Below are 15,592 nucleotides of genomic sequence, written 5' to 3' on the forward strand. Positions count from 1 at the left end.
CGGACAAAAAATGAGTTGGCCTTGCGACGGCGGCGGCTGCAAGCCTATCTCCGGCCAATACGCTTGCCTTTGGGGCGGAAAGTGCGCCAAATTCGGAATGAACGAACGAGGGAGGCGGCCATGGCGGAAAAACGCAAGGCGGCTCTGGTCCACATCACCGGAAGGGTGCAGGGCGTTTGCTTCCGTATCTGGACGCGCGACGAGGCGGAGAGCTTAGGTCTGACGGGTTGGGTACGCAATGAAAGCGACGGTTCGGTGACCGCGCTGGTTGCCGGGCCCGATGCCGCCGTCGACACGATGCTAAGCAGGTTCTGGAAGGGGCCGCCGGGCGCCTCCGTAGCCAACGTTGCGAGCGAGGACGCTTCCTCAATCGAGACGCCGGCGGGGTTCGGGATTACGCGTTAACAGGTGCTCTCGCGACATGCCATTTGATGGCCGCCGCCCCTGGCGATTGGAACCTCCCCGTCGTCGTTGCCGCTAAGGCAGCGAGGTCGCCTACACCCGCTCCAGCGCTACCGCGATGCCCTGGCCGACGCCGATGCACATGGTGGAGAGCGAATAGCGTCCGCCCGTTTCGGCGAGCTCCAGCGCCGCGGTGCCGGTGATGCGGGCGCCCGACATGCCGAGGGGGTGGCCGAGCGCGATCGCGCCGCCGTTGCGGTTGACGCGCGGGTCGTCGTCGGCGATTCCGAGTTCACGCAGCACGGCAAGCCCCTGGCTGGCGAAGGCCTCGTTGAGTTCGATGACGTCGAACTGGTCCTGCGTCATGCCGAGCCGCGCCATCAGCTTCTGCGAGGCGGGCAAAGGACCGATGCCCATGATGCGTGGCGGCACGCCGGCCGTGGCGCCGCCGAGAATGCGGGCGATGGGCTTCAGGCCGTGTTTTCTTGCCGCCGCCTCTGAGGCGATGATCAGTGCCGCCGCGCCGTCATTGACGCCGGAGGCATTGCCGGCGGTGACGGAGCCGCCGGCGCGGAACGGCGCCTTCAGCTTGGCAAGCGTTTCGATCGTCGTGGCGCGCGGATGCTCGTCCCTGTCGACGACGAGCGGCTCGCCCTTCTTCTGAGGTATGGTGACGGCGACGATCTCCCGGGTGAGCCGGCCGTTCGCCTGGGCGGCCGCAGCCTTTGCCTGGCTGCGCACGGCAAAGGCGTCCTGGTCCTCGCGCGAGATTCTAAAATCTTCGGCAACGTTCTCGCCGGTCTCCGGCATCGAATCGACGCCGTATTGCGCCTTCATCAGCGGGTTGACGAAGCGCCAGCCGATGGTCGTGTCGTGGATTTCGGCGTGACGCGAAAATGCGCTGTCGGCCTTTGGCAGGACGAAGGGCGCCCGCGACATGGATTCGACGCCGCCGGCGATCATCAGTTCGGCCTCGCCGGCCTTGATGGCGCGGGCGGCTGCGATCACCGCATCCATGCCGGAGCCGCAGAGCCGGTTGATCGTCGTGCCGGGGACGGCGACCGGCAGTCCGGCGAGAAGCGACGACATGCGCGCGACATTGCGGTTGTCTTCGCCCGCCTGGTTGGCGCAGCCGAAGATCACGTCATCGACCGCCTCCCAGTCGACCGAAGCATTGCGCTCGGCAAGCGCCTTCAGCGGGATGGCGCCGAGGTCGTCGGGGCGCACAGAGGAGAGCGAACCGCCGAAGCGGCCGATCGGGGTGCGAATGTAATCGCAGATATAAGTGTCGCGCATCAGGCGGCCTCCTTGCCCGGCCCGGTGCCCTCATGGGCCTTCTTGGTGCGGGCGTTGATGTCGCGCAGCACCGAGAGCTCCGTCTCGGTCGGCGCAGGGGTTTCGATAACGGTCTCGGCGAATTTAATCGGCCAGGCGCAATTCTCGACGATCCGCTCGCGGCTGACGCCCGGATGGATCGAGACGACGGTCAGTTCCTTCGTCTCCGAATCCGGCTCGAGGATGCACAGATCAGTGATGACGCGCGTTGGCCCCTTGGTCTTCAGGCCGAGTTTTTCGCGGGTGTTGCCGCCCTCGCCATGGCCCATCGAGGTGACGAAGGGGAGCTTCTCGACGAAGCCGCGCTTCGAAAGCGCCATGGTGATGAAGATGCGGCCGCAATTGGAGGCGATCTCCGGCGCGCCGCCGCCGCCCGGCAGGCGGACCTTTGGGTGGTCGTAGGGGCCGACGACGGTGGTGTTGAGATTGGCGAAGCGGTCGATCTGCGCACCGCCGAGGAAGCCGGTCGTGATGCGGCCACCCTGTAGCCAATAGCGGAACATTTCCGGAACCGAGACGGTGAAGAGCGCGGTATCGCAGAGCTCGCCGTCGCCGATCGACAGCGGCAGCACGTCCGGCTTTGTGCCGACGGTGCCGCTCTCGTAGATCAGCGTGATGCCCGGCGCATGCGTCAGCCGGGCGACGTTGCAGGCGGCCGAAGGCGCCCCGATGCCGACGAAGCAGACGTCGTCGTTGGAAAGTTCGCGCGCCGCGGCGATGGTCATCATTTCAGTGGGGGTGAAATCCGTCATCCTTGCCTCCTCAAGCGACCTTGGCCGCAGTCTTCGCGGCATGGCGGGCGTAGTCTTCGGGCCGAGCGTCGAGCACGTTTTCCTTAATCCAGGCCGTGAACGTCTCCCGGTCTCGTGCGATCTCGTCCCAGCGTATGTAAAAGGCGTTCGACCGCGGATAGTAGCCATGCGCGTAGGAGGGGAAGGCGCCGCCCGGCACATGGGTGACGGCCGTCACCGCCCAGGTCGGCAGTACGACGGAATTGGGAGAGGGCGGCGAAAGTTCGTCGACGATCTCCTCGACGGTGACGATCGAGCGCCTGGCGGCAAGCACCGCCTCCTTCTGGACGCCGACGATGCCTTCGAGCAGGACGTTGCCTTTGCGGTCCGCGCGCTGCGCGTGGATGATCGTCACGTCCGGCCGGATCGCCGGCACTGCAGCCAGAACTTCGCCGGTGAAGGGGCAGGTCACGCTTTTGATGTTCGGGTTCACCTTCGGCAGGTCGGCGCCGATATAGCCGCGCAGCATGGCGAAGGGCAGGTTTGCGGCGCCCGCCTCATAGGCGTTCGCCATCGCCGCATGCGAGTGCTCCTCGATCTCGAGTGGCCGCGGCCATTGGTTCTCGACCGCATCGCGGAATCGGTGCAGCGAGCCGACGCCCGGATTGCCGCCCCAGGAGAACTTCATGCCCCGCGCGGCACCGACACCGATGAGCTGGTCATAAAGAATGTCCGGCGTCATGCGGACGAGGAACAGATCCTTTCTACCCTGGCGGATCACCTCGTGCCCGGCGGCATAGGGGATCAAGTGTGTGAATCCCTCCATGGCGACGGTATCACCGTCGCGGACATTCTCCGCCACCGCCTCGGCGAGCGACATTATGCGAGCCATGCAACTCCTCCTCTCTTAGCCGGCCGGCAATACCTTGCGAGTGGCAAGCTCCGTTGCCCGGCAGCGGCGACTGCCGGGGAATAAGCGCCTCTTTCCGCCAACCGTCAAATATTTTGTGCGATATTTGACATTTGTTCGCATATCGCACAAACTACAGCTGATCTGAATGAGGGAAGAATTATGCGGGAAACGGATTTCGTCAGCGGTTTTGCGCGCGGCTTGAAGGTGATCGAGGCCTTCGGCGAGACGCAGCCGCGACTGTCGATCGCCGAGGCATCGAAGCTCACCGGCCTCGACCGCGCCACGGTCCGGCGCTCGCTGCTGACGCTATCGGAACTCGGCTATGCGGATTACGACGGCAAATTCTTTGGTCTCACGCCGAGGGTCCTAAGGCTCGGCCACGCCTATCTCTCGGCGACGCCGCTGCCGGCGATCGTCCAGCCTCATCTCGACCAGCTCGCGGAAAAGGCGGGGCAGAGCGCCTCGGCCTCCGTCCTCGACGGCACCGAGGTGGTCTACATCGCCCGCGCCTCGCAGCGCCGGGTAATGTCGATCAACCTGATGCCCGGCTCACGGCTGCCCGCCTATTGCGCCTCGATGGGAAGGGTGCTGCTTGCTGCCCTCCCTGAGAGCGAGGCACGCGAAATCCTGGCGCGCACGGAACTCAAAGCCAACACGCCGCGCACGAAAACTGATCCGGAGGAATTGATGGCGGAGCTCCGCAGGGTTCGCGAGCAGGGCTATGCGATCATCGATCAGGAACTGGAGCTCGGGCTGTGTTCGATCGCGGTTCCGCTGATGAACGCGCGTGGGCAGGTGGTTGCCGCGCTCAATATCGGCGCGCCTGCCGCCCATGTGGCGGTGGCTGAACTCGCGGAACGGTATTTGCCTCTGCTCAAGGAGACGCAGTCGGCACTCCGGCCGCTGGTGCAATAGATCGCATCGCGTCGCGTCCATTTAGTGGGACCGGAGGCGAGCGGCCATCATGGATGCGGGTCTGGAAACCTTTGTTCGCGAGGCGTCGGCTGAGATTATCGACGGCGTTGCTTTCTAAGTCTTTCCATTCTTTTCGGCTGGTCGACGAATAACACCAGCACAACCGCCGCTGCTACCAGGATGTAGGGCGGAACACCGGTCGTTGCGCTGACAAAGGCAGCAATCAGCATGGCGGCCGCAATATAGATCCCGATCGAGAGAGGACTGGATAGCACGTTCCAAGTGGAATCGGACATACGATCTTTCCAACTGCCGTCGAACGCTGCCATGACTGAAGATCCCCATCGAATGGACTGCCGCTATACGTGTGGAACGAACCGCACGGCAAACGACGTCGCAGCGGATCAGACCTTGGCGGCGGAAGCGCCTCCCGGAGCCGGACCAAAGTCCCTGTATTGCCGGCGAAATGTGCGCTCCGATGCCGCCTCATCGTCAATCATTTGCGTCGATGCTGCAGTGCGGCAAAAATCCCCCGCGCGGCCATGAATTCACCAAAACTTCGCTACAGAACGCTATTGCGGGTTGTCCGTGGGATGCGGACGACACCTCTTGCAAGCGGCAAGTCGGCGACATTTCTCCCATGTCTGCCGGCTTTACACACGGGGATGACGGACCATGAAAGTTGTAGTCGAGAATACCGTCTGCTTGAACACCGGCGACGCGGCCATTCTTCTGGCGATCAGGCACATCCTGAAATCGGTGACGGACGAGGACCTGGAATTCCTGGTGTTCGACAGCCAGCCGGAAGTCGCGGCGCGGCTTTATCCGAAGGAGCAATATCCAGACATCGAGCTCAGGAAGCTGCCGTCGGAATCGATCTTCAAGTACAAATACGACGACAACACCGTCAAGAATGCCTTGAAGCAGGTCTATAACCAGGCGGTGTTTCAGGCGCTGCGCCATCTCGGCAGCGGCAACTATCTCGACCGGCGTTTCTTCAGCGATGCGGACCGCAAGAGCCTGGCGCTCTACAAGGATGCCGATATGGTGATCACCACCGGCGGCACCTATCTCGTCGAAAACTATTCGCTCGAACGGCGCATCAACCAGTTCAAGCTTGCCGAGATGCTCGGCAAGAAGACGATCTTCTTCACCCAGTCGCTCGGCCCCTTTTCCAAGCCCTATAACCGCCGCAACCTGCCGCCGGTTTTCAACCGCAGCCCGCTGATCCTGTTGCGCGACGTCCGTTCGCGCGATCACATCCTCGATCTCGTCGACGATCCGTCGAAGTGCCATGTGGTGGCCGATTCCGTCTTTGCGCTCGCCGACGTGGAGCGGATCAAGGCGCTCTTGACGATCGGCCGACCGGCACCGACCGGCCGCGTCGGCATATCCGTGCGGCACTGGCACTACGTGCAGGGCGGTGGCGGCGGCATGGACCGCTATATCCAGTCGATCCGCGAGATCGCGACGAGGCTCGTGCGCGACCACGGCAAGCAAGTCACTTTCATTTCGACCTGCCAGGGCGTGCCGGAATATGCCCATGACGATTCGAAGACGGCGAAGCTGATCGTCTCCGGCCTCGCGCCCGAGATTGCCGAGCACGTCACGGTCGACGCGGCGTTCCACACGCCGGAACAGCTGATGGCGACCGCCAGGGAGTTCGATTTCGTCGTGGCGACGCGCATGCACATGATGATCATGTCGCTTTGCGTCGGCACCCCGGTGCTGCCGATCGCCTACGAGTTCAAGACCAAGGAAGTCGCCAAGCGGATTGGCGTCGAGGATGTCCTGCTCGATATCGACACGGTGACCCCGGAGGAGGCACTCGGCAAGCTCGACCGCTTCGCCGGCGACCTCGACCGCTATCGCGCGGTCAGCCTCAAGGCAGTACTCGAGGAGAACGCCTCGGCGATGTCGGCGGCGGACCTCATCCGTCCGCTGGTGGCAGGTTCATCGGCGAACGGCGTTCAGGCCCTTCGCCAGGATCTCGAAGAGGACTTGGCGCGGCGCGCGTAGGGCAAGCGCGAAGAGCAGCGCCAGCCCGTAGTTGAGGCAGATCGCCAGAGCCAGCGCGACGACGTTCGAGGAACCGGTCAGGGCTGTCGGCAGCAGCCGGTAGCCGAACCAGGCGATAAGCGCCGAAAGAACGAAGAGGCCCTGGACGTAAAGGAAATCCCGCGCCGAGACAGGCCCGACCCGCTGCAAGAGCCAGGCAAGCACCGGGACCCGCAGAAGGTAGCCGCTGATCGCATAGGCGGCTGCCACCCCGATCGCACCCCATTGCAGACCGACGACGAAAGAAAGAACGGTCGTCAGCGACGAATAGATCCCCCAGCGGAACATCGTCTTCGTCTCGCCCTGGCAGATGAAGATCCAGCCGGTGGTGCTCGAAACCGGCTGCATCAGGCTGGCGACCCCGAGCCAGGCGAAGATCGGCGCGACCGGCAGCCATTGCGCACCGAAGAGGAGGCTGACGGTCGGCTCGGCGGCGCAGGTCAGCGCCGCAATGCCCGGCATGGTCACTGCAGCCAGCAGCCAGTTTGTCCGCATATAGATGTCGCGGAACTGCGGCTTGTCCTCCTGTATACGGCTCATCAGCGGGATCATCACCCGCGACAGGGGCTGGGTGATGTTTTGCAGCGGAAAGAGCAGAAGCTTGTAGGCGCGGTCGTAATAGCCGAGCTCGACCGGTCCGGAGAACTTGCCGATCAGGATGTTGTCGAGATTGCGCGAGAAGAAATTGACGAGGTTGAAGCCGGTGAGATTGGCGCCGAAGGAGATGATCTCACGGTCGATCCGGAAGGCCGGCCGGGCGGGCATCCATCGCGTCGCCCCCCACGCGGCGAGAAGTGCCACGGCGGCCGAGGCCGCCGGGCCGATCACCAGCGACCAGTAGCCCATGCCGAAATAGGCCGCAGCGGCGGTGACGAGGAGGCCGACGACTGCGGCATAGACATCGTTGAGCGCCAGCTGGCCGAACTTCAAATGCCGGTTCATCAAGGCGAGCGGCAGGGCCGCGAGGCTGCCGAGCAGCAGCGGCAGCGCCGCGGCAATCGCGATCGCCGTCATCCGCTGGTCGCCATAAAAGGCGGCAATGGCGGGGGAAAGGGCAACGACCACAAGGGTGCAGAGAAGGCCGACGAGGGTGCTGATCCAGAAGACCTGGTTGAGCTCTTTCTCGCCGATCTCCTTGCGCTGGATGACGGCCTGCTGCAGGCCGAGATTCTGGAACAGCCCGACGAAGGCGACAATCGGGCTCACGGAAGCGACGAGACCGAAATCCTCCGGCGCCAGCAGCCGGGCGAGCACCACGACTGAGACGAACTGGATGACCATGCGCAGAATTTGAGCGCCGCCCGTCACCAACCCGCCGCGAAGGGCGACGCGGCCGACCTGAAGGTTTTCCTTGTTCAAGCGACAAGCCTCGTTTGGGGGAACCGGCTGAGAATCCGCGCAAAATCATCGTCGAGCGCCTGCATGTCGAACTCGGCTTCGACCTTCCTGCGGGCGTCCCGGGCAATGATCTCGCATTCGTCCGGGTGCTCGGCGATGAAGCGCAGCCGGTCCGCCAGCGTCTCGACACCCCTTTCGGCGGCGAGAAAGCCGGTCTTCCCGTCCTCGATCAGTTCGGGGATACCCGAATGGGTGGAGCTGACCACCGTCAGCCCGGCCGCCATCGCCTCCATCAGTGCCACCGGTATCCCCTCGACATCGCCGTTTTCGGCGGTGACGCTCGGCAGCACGAAGGCATGCGATCGCCGCAGCCATTGCTTGACGTCCTGATGGGGGAGACTGCCGAGGAAGGAAACCTGGCTGGCAATTCCGAGTTCGGCGGCGAGCGCCTCGAGTTCCGGCCGCAGCGGACCATCGCCGATGATCGTATAGCGCCAGTCGAGTGCGGGGGCGGTGCTGCGCAGCCTGCCGAGCGCCCGGAGCGCGAATTCGATGCCCTTCTTCTCGGCCAGCCGGCAGACCGAAATCAATTGCACCGTCGCGCCGCACCAGGATTTCCATTCATAGGGGATCTTCTTGAGGTCGATGCCCATATGGTGGACGGCGACCTTGGCCTCCGGCGCCCCCGCCTCGATCAGCACGCGGCGAAAATAGTCGTTTACCGTCAGGTTGAGCGCGCCGTGCTGAAACAGGTCGTCATAGCGGCCGAGGCCCCGCTCCTTGAGAGGAACGCCGACGTCATAACCGTGGAAAATCGTCACGATCGGCGGCGTTAGCCGCTTCCATTTCTTAAGCCGCGCGGCGCGGGCGCCGTTGTGGCCGAAATGGGCGACGATCACGTCGCATGCGTTCAATCGGGCGACCGAGGACATGTCGAGCGCGGTGGAGGCCTTGTCGCGGAGCTTCGGCGGCAGTCGCCCGATGGCCGGACGGAGGCGCGACGCCGCACCCCACCAGTCGCGCGTGCGAGCCAAGAGCGTCGCAAGCGGCTCCTGCCGGCGATCCGCAAAATTGTAATCCGAAATACCGTTGCAGACGACCTCGACCTGAAAGCCGCGCCGCAACAGGCCGGCCATTTGGCCGATGACAAACGTTTCCGAAAGCATCGGAAACTGACCGACGACGAATCCGACGCGCATGCCGGGCGGTCTCAGGAGGCCTTGAGCTGGGCAGGGCGGCTCGCGGCGGCGCGTTCGAGCAGTTCCAGGAAGGCCGCGAATTGCCTGTCTGGCTGCATCAGCGGCCGCTTGGCGAAGGCGGATGCGGCCTGCGACAGGCGCTGATATTCTTTGTCGTCGCTCCAGAGCCTGCGGATGGCGCCGGTCCAATCCTCGAGCGGCGCGTCATAGTCGAGCACGATGCCGCCTTCGCCGATCGCCTCCGGCAAGCCGCCGCGCCGCGATCCGACCACCGGAATGCCGCTGCAATGGGCCTCGGACGCAACCCGTCCCCAGGCCTCTTCCCACTTGCTCGGCGCAAGCAGGATTTTCGTCCGGCCATAGACGGTCTTCATGTCGCTGGTGCGGCTTTCTAGCCGGACATTCTTCAGGGGCGCGATGATCTTCTCGATTTCCGCCCGATGATCATCGGAAAGCTTCCAGCTTTCGACGAACAGGAAGGGAATGTCCGGGCAGTGCTCGGCGATTCGGACCGCCAGCTCGAAGCCCTTCTCCTTATAGGGATTGATGAAGGTCACATATTCGCCGGTCGTGCGGGTCGTGTAGGTTTCGGGATTGATCGTCGGCGGAATAACCACCGAATCGATGCCGAATTTCTGCTTATAGGCCCGGGCGGTGAATTCCGAATTGGCGATGTAATAGGCGGAGGTCAGTTCGCGCAGATCGCCGGCGAGCTCGTGGAACTCGACGTTTCTAAGATAGATCACCAGCGGGACGTTGTGCGCCTGCAGCGCCTTGCCGATGGGCACGGATTTGTGGCACTGCACAACGGCGACGTCGGGCTGCAGCTTCTTCACCGCAAAGGCCGCCGCTTCCCAGGGGTGCCAGGCACGCACGACCGGATAGCCGGGAAAGCTGTCCATGACGCCGCGTTCGCCGGACAACTTAAGCTTGACGCGCTGCTTGAAGCCAAACATGCCGTCGCCGAACAACGCGGCGAGCACGCCGGCCTCATGGCCGCGCTCGCGCAATTGCTGAACCAGGTGGTGGGTGCTCGACTGAACGCCGCCGCTGAATTCGGGATAGTAACCGTTTCCGCCGGCAAACAGAACCTTCATACGCTGTTCTCCTTCATAGAGACGTTTCGTCGTAACCGATTGGCGCGTCACCCGATCGGGTGAGGGTGAACGCATCAACTCCAGAATGACGGCAATTGTTGGGTCGGCCGTCCATGGGCCGGCGCAACCTGCGATTTAGAGCGCATGAGGCTGGCCCAAGCGGCTGGGCAGACCGGAAGAGGCAGCCCGAATCCGTGTTCATCCAGCCGCAAGAGTGTGATCCTCCACCGAGCAGGGTGACCGTGTGAAAGCGCGCAGCATTGCTGCACTGCAACAAAGACTGTCATGGCGCGTTCTGATAGTCAACTGAGCCTCATCCTTCTGGGCTAGTCCGAAAGACGTACGCCTTGTTTTGGTCGGATCCGCTCGCTTGACGCGCCGGCTGTCCGGGCCTCAAATCAGTTTCCAAGACCAAAACGAGACGGGTGAATCATGGTGGACGACGAACCGGTACCGGAGACGAAGTTGACATCCACCAAGCGGCGCTGGGCGGCGGACGGCAAGTTCCTGACTGGCCGGATTGCTCGACCCGGGGCCGATCGCCTCCCGCCCGGTCAGCATCTCGTCAAGGAATGGCCCGTCCTGGACCTTGGGCAGCAGCCGCACATCGCGCTGGAAAACTGGCGACTCGACGTGACGGGTGCGGTGGAAAATCCGGTTTCGCTCGACTGGGCGGACTTCCAGTCGATGCCTCAAAGCGAGAGTCTCTCCGACATCCATTGCGTGACGACGTGGTCGCGCTACGACAATCGCTGGCAGGGTGTCGCGACGCGCGACCTGTTAGACCGGGTGATGCCCAAGCCGGAGGCGGAGTATGTAATGCTGACGAGCTTCGACGGCTATTCAACCAACCTGCCGCTCGCCGATTTCGCCGCCGAAGATGCTATTCTTGCGACGACCTGGCAAGGCGCGCCGATCACGCGCCCGCATGGCGGGCCGATGCGTCTCGTCGTTCCGCATCTCTATCTCTGGAAAAGCGCCAAATGGCTGTCGCGCATCGATTTTCGCAGCCGCGACACAGCCGGCTTCTGGGAGAAGAACGGCTATCATATGCGCGGCGATCCCTGGCGCGAGGAGCGCTATTCCGGCGATTGAGGCGAGAATCCCCGACTATCCGTCTTTATCCTTGATGCTACAGTCCACGGTTCGAGAAGCGAATTCCGCCCAGGAGGAGAGCATGCGCAATTCCGCCTTGACGAGCCTGTCCTTCGCCTTGTTCATCGCATGCAGTACGGCCTTGCCGCAGATGGCTGGCGCCGCCTCGCCCGAGCCCGTCAAGGCCGAGCACGGCATGGTAGTGACCGCCCAGCATCTTGCCTCCGACATCGGCGTCGAGGTCCTGAAGAAGGGCGGCAATGCCGTCGATGCGGCGGTCGCCGTCGGCTATGCGCTCGCCGTCGTCTATCCGACCGCCGGCAATATCGGCGGCGGCGGCTTCATGACGATCCGCTTCAAGGACGGCAGGACGACGTTTCTGGATTTCCGCGAGCGCGCGCCGCTCGCCGCCACCAAGACCATGTACCAGGATGACAAGGGCGAGCTTGTCAAAGGCCTGAGCACCGACGGCTATCTTGCCGTCGGCGTGCCGGGTCCGGTGGCCGGCTTCGAATTCGCCCGCAGCCGCTACGGCACGCGGCCGCTGAAGGAGCTGATCGAGCCGGCGATTACGCTGGCGCGCGAAGGTTTTCAGCTCGAGCAGGGCGATGTCGATACTTTCGACGGCAGGACCGAAAGGCTGGCCAAGGATCCGGCAGCCGCGGCGATCTTTCTGAAAGCGGGAAAACCGTTCGAGATGGGCGACAAGCTCATCCAGGCTGATCTTGCTACTTCGCTTACAAGCATTGCCGAGAAAGGGCCGGACGCCTTCTACAAGGGTGCGATCGCCGACGCGATCGTCAAGGCGAGCGCGGAAAAGGGCGGCATCCTCGCCAAGAAGGATTTCGAGCAATATCAAGTGCGCGAGCTCGAGCCGGTGAAGTGCAACTACCGCGGCTACGACATCGTCTCCTCGCCGCCGCCTTCCTCGGGCGGCGTGATCATCTGCGAAATCCTCAACATCCTCGAAGGCTATCCGCTCTCCTATCTCGGCTACGGCTCGGCCGAGACGGTGCATGCGATGATCGAGGCGATGCGCCATGCCTATGTCGATCGCAACACCGCGCTCGGTGATCCGGACTTCGTCGACAACCCCATCTCCAAGCTGACCGACAAGGCCTATGCGAAGGAAATCCGCGACAAGATCGATCCGTTCAAGGCCGGTACCTCAGAGGCGTTGATGCCCGAGGGCTTCGGCGAGAGCAAGGAGACGACCCACTATTCGATCATCGACGTCGAGGGCAATGCGGTTGCCGTCACCTATACGCTGAACGGCTCGTTCGGCGCAGGCGTCGTCGCGCCCGGAACCGGCATCCTGCTCAACAACGAGATGGACGACTTCACCGCCAAGCCCGGCGCGCCGAATCTCTACGGTCTCGTGCAGGGCGAGGCGAACGCCATCGCTCCCGGCAAGACGCCGCTCTCCTCGATGAGTCCGACGATCATCTCCAAGGATGGCAAGCCCTTCATGGTGATCGGCAGCCCCGGCGGCGCACGGATCATCACCATCACGCTGGAAGCGATCCTCAATGTCATCGACCACGGCATGAACATCCAGGAGGCGGTCGACGCGCCGCGCCTTCATCACCAATGGCTGCCCGACAAGGTGTTCATGGAGCCCTACGCGCTTTCGCCCGACACGCTGAAGCTGCTCTCGGCGATGGGCCATGACGTCGAGATCGACAAGAATTGGACCATCTGGGGCCAGGCGACCGGCATACTCGTCGGCGGCGAGAGTCTCGCCGAGATCGCCGCTGGCGGCGGCGCGCGCTACAACGGCGCCGCCGACAGCCGCATCGGCGCCGGCGCGGCGAGGGGGTATTAGGGCCTGCTCTCATTGGGGCTGAACCCCTCTGGCCGCCATGCTCGCCACAACGGGAAGACGACCCGCGGCTCCCTCCGTGTTTCGCGGGAGCGCTTCGCCACGAGAGAAATCATGAGTGACCAAAAGATTCGAGGAACAAGGGCGCCACCTCGCGATAACGGCTTGTTCCTAAGCGCGATTGACAAGATGGATCCTGGCGAGAACAACAAGTTCAAATGCAAGGCATTCCGCTTTTCCAAGCGCAATCGAACCGCCGCGGCAGGCGCGGTGCAAAAGTCGCGGTTTATCGTATGACGGAAGACGAGGATCCCGCGATTGAGGCCCGACTAAGTGCAGTAGACGAGAGGCCAAACGTCCGACGCACCAAATCACCAGACATTTCTCTGAGTGAGGGACTGGAGATTGCGAGAAGCACCGTTGATTGTGGTGCCCCATAGTGCGTTACATCCTCGGGGCCACCGCCTCGGCGGCCTCGCGGATCGTCTGCATCAGGATCGACAGCGGCAGCGACGGGATCGCGTCGGTGCGCATGGTGAGGCCCACCGGTCCCTTCGTCTCGCTGGTGTCGATCGGCAGCGCCGTCAGCAGCCCGTCGTCGATGTCGGTGGCGACGACGCCGTTCGAAATGATCCAGATGGCGTCGCTCGAACGAACGAAGGCGCGGCCGAAGGAATCGGAGACGGTTTCGATCTGGTTCGGCAGGCCGGCAATGCCGTTGGCGATCAGGAAGCGCTCGACGAACGGCCGGATGATCGAGGCGCGGGTCGGCATTAGCACTGGATAGTCGCCGAGATGCGCGAAGACCGACTGCTTGCCAGACAGCAGCGGATGGCCGGCGCGCACGGCGAAGACCACCTGCTCGGAATAAAGATGCTCGAAGGAGAAACCGGTCATCCGGTCGGGCGCGGCGAGCCGGCCGACGACGAGGTCGAGATCGCCGACGCGGAGCTGCTCCAGGAGCACCGCATTCTCGCCGGTGACGATCTTGAGCCGGGCGTTGGTCTTCTCCTCGAGAAAGAGCGCGATCGCCCGCGGCATGATGCGCGTCGATACCGTCGGCAGCGCCCCGACGCGGATCGGCGGTCCGTCGCCGGAGCGCTCCTGCGAGACGGAATCGAGGCCCTGCCGAAGCGCCGTCAGCGCCGCGCCGGCATGGCGCAGGAAGACCTCGCCGTAGCGGGTGATCTTGATGCCGCGCCCGTCGCGCTCGAAAACCGAGACGCCCAGCACCTCCTCCAGCTCGCGGATCGTCTTGGTGACCGCCGGCTGCGTGACGTTCAAGAGATCGGCGGCCTTCACGACGCTCTTCTGGCGCGCGACCTCGACAAAAGTCTGCAGATGGCGAAACTTGATGCGCGCGTCGATCATCGGAAATATAACTCAGGAGTTAATGGATCGGCGCAAAATATCATTTTACCTAACCAGATGAAATCGCCAATTTGGTGGGGAGGAGACTTATCGTGCAATTCACCCGTATTAACGACATTGCCATCCACTATCGGTTGGTCGGCGCCGTTGCCGAGAAGCCGGTCCTCGTCTTCATCAATTCGCTCGGCACGGATTTTCGCATCTGGGACGACCTCGTGCCGCGCCTCTCTGATGCGTTCGCCGTCGTCCTCTACGACAAGCGCGGCCATGGCCTCTCGGATATCGGCCAGGTGCCCTATGCGATCGAGGATCATGCGACCGACCTTGCGGGTCTGCTCGACCGCCTCCAAGTCAAGCGCGCCATCATCTGCGGTCTCTCGGTCGGCGGCCTGATCGCGCAATCGCTCTACCAGCGCCGGCCGGATCTGGTGCGGGCGCTCGTGCTTGCCGATACGGCGCACAAGATCGGCACGACCGAGATGTGGGACGCCCGCATCGCGGCGATCGAGGCGCATGGCATCGAGGCGGTCGCCGACGCGGTGCTCGAGCGCTGGTTCACGCCGGCCTTCCGCCGGCCTGAAAACGTCTCCTTTGCCTGTTACCGCAACATGCTGATCCGCCAGCCGGCGCCGGGATACGTCGGCACCTGCGCGGCAATCCGAGATGCCGACTACACCGAAGCGGCCGGAAAGATTTCCGTGCCCGTGCTCTGCGTCGTCGGCGATCAGGACGGTTCGACGCCGCCCGATCTGGTGCGCTCGACGGCCGGGCTCATCCCCGGGGCGCGCTTCGAGGTGATCCGCGACGCCGGGCATATACCCTGCGTCGAGCAGCCGGAGGCGCTGGCCGCGACGCTCCGTGACTTTTTCATCTCCCTGCCTGGAGACAATCCGATGAGTAAAGCCCGATGATCGACAGCTCCGCCTCCGACCGTTATCGCCAGGGCATGGCGACGCGCCGCGCCGTTCTCGGCGACAGCCATGTCGACCGCGCCCAATCGGCGACGACGGAATTCGACCAGCCGTTCCAGGACCTGATCACCGAGGCGGCCTGGGGCCATGTCTGGTCGCGCCCGGCCCTGACCAAGCGCGAGCGGTCGATCGTCACCATCGCGCTGCTCGCCGCGCTCGGCCAGGACGAGGAGGTGGCGATGCATGTCCGCGCCACGGCCAATACCGGGGCGACCCGCGAGGACATCCGCGAGGCGCTGCTGCATGTGGCGATCTATGCGGGCGTCCCGGCCGCCAACCACGCCATCAAGATCGCCAAGCGGGTGTTCGCCGAGATGGATGCCGCAAGGGCGAGGGGGGAGTGAC

Annotated in this window: 15 protein-coding genes; 7 read left to right on the top strand and 8 right to left on the bottom strand. The window is 63.7% G+C overall.

Going from position 1 to position 15,592, the window contains the following annotated elements; all coding sequences use genetic code 11:
• Positions 1-120: 120 nt before the first annotated feature.
• Positions 121-405 carry an acylphosphatase gene (locus CO656_RS10780; RefSeq protein ID WP_179864743.1) on the top strand — a complete coding sequence of 95 codons (285 nt, stop codon included), beginning with the start codon at positions 121-123 and terminating at the stop codon, positions 403-405.
• A 90-nt stretch (positions 406-495) separates the two neighbouring features.
• Here the strand turns inward: CO656_RS10780 and pcaF are convergent, their stop codons facing one another.
• Genes pcaF through CO656_RS10795 form a run of 3 tightly spaced genes read right to left on the bottom strand, consistent with a single transcriptional unit; the run spans position 496 to position 3,360 of the window.
• Positions 496-1,698 (bottom strand): 3-oxoadipyl-CoA thiolase, encoded by a 1,203-nt coding sequence (gene pcaF / locus CO656_RS10785; protein ID WP_097525748.1) that lies wholly within the window; start codon positions 1,696-1,698, stop codon positions 496-498.
• A complete protein-coding gene (locus tag CO656_RS10790; RefSeq protein WP_097525749.1) occupies positions 1,698-2,489 on the bottom strand; it encodes a CoA-transferase subunit beta in 792 nt (263 codons plus the stop codon). The genes pcaF and CO656_RS10790 overlap by 1 nt, the downstream gene beginning before the upstream one ends.
• A 10-nt stretch (positions 2,490-2,499) precedes the next feature.
• On the bottom strand, positions 2,500-3,360 hold the full coding sequence (locus CO656_RS10795; RefSeq protein ID WP_037418804.1) for a CoA transferase subunit A: 861 nt from the start codon (positions 3,358-3,360) through the stop codon (positions 2,500-2,502).
• A gap of 180 nt (positions 3,361-3,540) precedes the next feature.
• On the opposite strand from CO656_RS10795, the gene CO656_RS10800 reads away from it, so the two are divergent.
• A complete protein-coding gene (locus CO656_RS10800; protein WP_097525750.1) occupies positions 3,541-4,296 on the top strand; it encodes an IclR family transcriptional regulator in 756 nt (251 codons plus the stop codon).
• A 95-nt stretch (positions 4,297-4,391) separates the two neighbouring features.
• Here CO656_RS10800 and CO656_RS10805 read toward each other — a convergent pair whose 3' ends face one another.
• Positions 4,392-4,625, bottom strand: a complete 234-nt coding sequence (locus tag CO656_RS10805; protein WP_103452603.1) for a hypothetical protein — start codon at positions 4,623-4,625, stop codon at positions 4,392-4,394.
• Between the two features lie 346 nt (positions 4,626-4,971).
• On the opposite strand from CO656_RS10805, the gene CO656_RS10810 reads away from it, so the two are divergent.
• Complete coding sequence (locus CO656_RS10810) at positions 4,972-6,315, top strand: polysaccharide pyruvyl transferase family protein (protein WP_037418810.1); 1,344 nt, start codon at positions 4,972-4,974, stop codon at positions 6,313-6,315.
• Here the strand turns inward: CO656_RS10810 and CO656_RS10815 are convergent.
• From CO656_RS10815 to CO656_RS10825, 3 genes are read right to left on the bottom strand one after another with little or no spacing between them, the layout of a single operon-like run.
• On the bottom strand, positions 6,250-7,713 hold the full coding sequence (locus CO656_RS10815) for a lipopolysaccharide biosynthesis protein (protein ID WP_097525752.1): 1,464 nt from the start codon (positions 7,711-7,713) through the stop codon (positions 6,250-6,252). The two genes, CO656_RS10810 and CO656_RS10815, sit on opposite strands and share 66 nt — an antisense overlap.
• Positions 7,710-8,891, bottom strand: a complete 1,182-nt coding sequence (locus CO656_RS10820) for a glycosyltransferase (RefSeq protein ID WP_097525753.1) — start codon at positions 8,889-8,891, stop codon at positions 7,710-7,712. The genes CO656_RS10815 and CO656_RS10820 overlap by 4 nt, the downstream gene beginning before the upstream one ends.
• 11 nt (positions 8,892-8,902) lie before the next feature.
• Positions 8,903-9,988 carry a glycosyltransferase gene (locus CO656_RS10825; RefSeq protein WP_037418819.1) on the bottom strand — a complete coding sequence of 362 codons (1,086 nt, stop codon included), beginning with the start codon at positions 9,986-9,988 and terminating at the stop codon, positions 8,903-8,905.
• Between the two features lie 432 nt (positions 9,989-10,420).
• Here CO656_RS10825 and CO656_RS10830 point away from each other — a divergent pair, with 432 nt between their 5' ends.
• Together CO656_RS10830 and ggt are read left to right on the top strand one after the other, a co-directional pair.
• Positions 10,421-11,083: a sulfite oxidase-like oxidoreductase gene (locus CO656_RS10830; RefSeq protein WP_037418822.1), complete on the top strand. Its 663-nt coding sequence runs from the start codon at positions 10,421-10,423 to the stop codon at positions 11,081-11,083.
• A gap of 82 nt (positions 11,084-11,165) precedes the next feature.
• Complete coding sequence (gene ggt / locus CO656_RS10835; RefSeq protein WP_097525754.1) at positions 11,166-12,908, top strand: gamma-glutamyltransferase; 1,743 nt, start codon at positions 11,166-11,168, stop codon at positions 12,906-12,908.
• A gap of 441 nt (positions 12,909-13,349) precedes the next feature.
• Here the strand turns inward: ggt and pcaQ are convergent, their stop codons facing one another.
• Entirely contained in the window at positions 13,350-14,276 is a 927-nt protein-coding gene (gene pcaQ / locus CO656_RS10840) for a pca operon transcription factor PcaQ (protein WP_097525755.1), read from the bottom strand.
• Between the two features lie 92 nt (positions 14,277-14,368).
• Between pcaQ and pcaD the strand changes: the two genes are divergently transcribed.
• Together pcaD and pcaC are read left to right on the top strand one after the other, a co-directional pair.
• The gene (pcaD, locus tag CO656_RS10845) at positions 14,369-15,187 is read left to right on the top strand and encodes a 3-oxoadipate enol-lactonase (protein ID WP_097525756.1); all 819 of its coding nucleotides are present in this window, start codon (positions 14,369-14,371) and stop codon (positions 15,185-15,187) included.
• On the top strand, positions 15,184-15,591 hold the full coding sequence (pcaC, locus tag CO656_RS10850) for a 4-carboxymuconolactone decarboxylase (protein WP_097525757.1): 408 nt from the start codon (positions 15,184-15,186) through the stop codon (positions 15,589-15,591). Before pcaD ends, pcaC begins: the two co-directional genes overlap by 4 nt.
• Position 15,592: the final 1 nt, after the last annotated feature.

It is taken from the genome of Sinorhizobium sp. FG01 (assembly GCF_002531875.1).
Classification (GTDB): domain Bacteria; phylum Pseudomonadota; class Alphaproteobacteria; order Rhizobiales; family Rhizobiaceae; genus Sinorhizobium; species Sinorhizobium fredii_C.